This window comes from Sulfobacillus harzensis, from assembly GCF_012933365.1.
Lineage (GTDB): Bacteria > Bacillota > Sulfobacillia > Sulfobacillales > Sulfobacillaceae > Sulfobacillus_B > Sulfobacillus_B harzensis.
On sequence record NZ_JABBVZ010000216.1, the window covers coordinates 1 to 2,526 of the forward strand.

The window sequence follows — 2,526 nt, forward strand, 5'->3', positions numbered from 1 at the left end:
AGACAATGGCAATGTAGTTGTTATCGTGCATCACGCTGAGGGGCGTGTATTGCAAGTGAGTCTCAACGGTATCGCGAACGATGCATTTCATTACAGAGTCGGTCGCAAATATGCTATTGCTTGGCTGCGAAATCCAGAAGGCGCAATTAGTGGCGAAATTTCCGACCGAACTTCGGCGTTGGCTTCCGAAATCGCATTTGTGAACAGCTTGCGAGGTCGACTGGAGGTTGCGCAGAGAATTCGGGTTGAGCTCGCGTCTGGCACCGCCGAAGAATCAGAAATAGGGAAACGTCTAACTAGACTCGAAAGCACTATCAAACGGGGAATCTATGGATTTGCGCGGGAACTCAGCCGAATTCAAGCATCCCGCACATGGACGAATTCAGTGGTTGATTCCTACCGCCATAAGCTTTCCATCGCCGTCCAAGAATGGGATAAACTATTTACGGCCTTCCTCAGCGATAAATCGCTATCAAACCCTAAGCGCATGGACGAAATACTGCTCTCCTACTATGCGCGCACCTTCGACGGTAACGCAGGGTCATGCTTACGGTGTGGCACCATGGTAAAGCGATATACTCTAAAAGCAGTGGTCCAAACCTGGGGACCCCGGGTCTATTTCGAATGTCCCGTTTGCGGAATGTTAAATAATGTTTCGGAAAGTCATTCGTCAATAGCCGTACTCCCACTCATTACGCCGTCTCGCGGTTGCACGTATCGTGTGCAGTTGAGCTACCTTCGAGAGGTTGAGGCAAGCGCTCCCGACGGCTACCTATGTGGTGAAGTCACAGACAAGTCGACTGGTGAATCAATCTTCCAGTTTATAGAACAGGGGAGAATTTCCAACGATACCGTCCTGAAAATACCTCTGCCATCAAAAATCGGATCGGATCTTCACACTTTAAGAATATTTTGGGTATCGAATTTGGAGGTTTCACTAGTCCGCCACAGATTTTCCATTCTTTAATCTTGGAGGGATTCTCATCTATTCCGCGTCAATATGGAGAAACTTTGACTTTACAATTTATTGGATCGGTCAAACCATATCAGCTCTAGGGAATGCCGTTTCGTATTTCGTCCTGCCTTTAATGGTGTTACAATTGACCAAGTCGCCGTCCCAGGTCACAATCGTCATGGGCCTCGCTTTGTTGCCGTACGCCATCATTGGACTTCCCGTTGGAGCTCTCATTGACACCCTTGACCGCAAGCGCGTCATGAAGGTCTGCGACGCCGCAAGGTGTGTGGTATTAATGAGCGTCCCTGTAGCCAATGCGTTGCACGTGCTGACTATTTGGCAGTTATATTTCGTCTCACTTATTACGGGCACGTGCCTGGTATTTTTTAGTGTGGCTGAAGTTTCTAGTCTGCCCAGTATCATAGACCGACAGCTGATTGGCCAGGCCAACAGTTTAATATATGCGGGCTCAAATGCCACTGATATTCTCGGGCCGCTGGCTGCTGGAGTGCTCTATTCCAGGATCGGCTATGCGAATCTAATTGGGTTCGACTCAATATCGTTTCTCATATCGTTCTTATCACTAACGCTGATTAATAAAGAGTTCCAATCGGGCGAAGCCGCGAAGGTCACCTGGAAGCAGGTGAAACGGGATACCGCCTCGGGCCTTAAGTACCTCATGACCAGTCCTCTAATCAGAACCATGGCAATTATTGTATCTGTCAGCAATTTTGTCGCGTCTCCGTACTACGTTTATGTGTTAGTTTTCGCCAGGAGATCTCTGCACGCCAGCCCGACCGTGCTCGGAGCACTCTGGGGAATCTCCTCCTTTGGGGCATTTTTGGGTTCGTTGACTTCAGGCAAGTTGGGCAAAAGATTCGGGTTCCGTTTGGTCATCGTCTTTGCGATTCTAGCGGATACGCTTGCGCGCCTCGTATTGCCATTAAGTCCGACCACTTTTGTGATGATTCCGGTTTTGGCCTTGACCAACGCTGCTCAAGCAGTCCTCAACGTTTCAATTATTTCCGAACGGCAGACCTCCGCTCCTTCTCAAATGCTTGGGCGCGTGAACAGTGCGTTTCGTACCTTGACTATCGGTGTACAACCGTTTGGTTTGTTTGTCGGCGGGGTCATTATCGCAAACACGGGAGGCTTTCTCGCGCTCCTTTTGGTTGGGATTTTGTTTGTGCCCATCAGCTTCTATGCATGGTGGGGTTTGAGGAGACCTGCGATGCAATGAAACTCTGGAGAGTCGACCTAAGGCTGCGTTTTTCAGTTTTTCAGGCCCGAAGCAAACAGGAACTGGTTCGTGATCTGGTATTCGTTCCCGGTCCATCCAACGGATAGGCGAATGTTCGGATGATAGGCCGGCTTGATAGAGCTATTGGTTTCATGGTAGGTGGCCGTGCGTGCTTTCCCGATATGCTATCGAATGTGGTTTATGGAACAGACTAACATCCATTCCGGCACTTACTCCTACATCCAAACCAATGGAAAACTCGATCCATGGCCCCACCCACATGGCAATAACTGGCTTATGGCGGAAAATTTACGAATCGTTGCCATACCCC

General features: G+C 49.2%; 2 protein-coding genes. Both read left to right on the plus strand.

The window, feature by feature from the left end:
* Positions 1-967 (plus strand): hypothetical protein (locus HIJ39_RS23920; RefSeq protein ID WP_207711869.1); only part of this gene is annotated, 967 nt, incomplete at its 5' end.
* Positions 968-998: 31 nt separating this feature from the next.
* Entirely contained in the window at positions 999-2,195 is a 1,197-nt protein-coding gene (locus HIJ39_RS22465) for an MFS transporter (RefSeq protein WP_338055278.1), read from the plus strand.
* Positions 2,196-2,526: the final 331 nt, after the last annotated feature.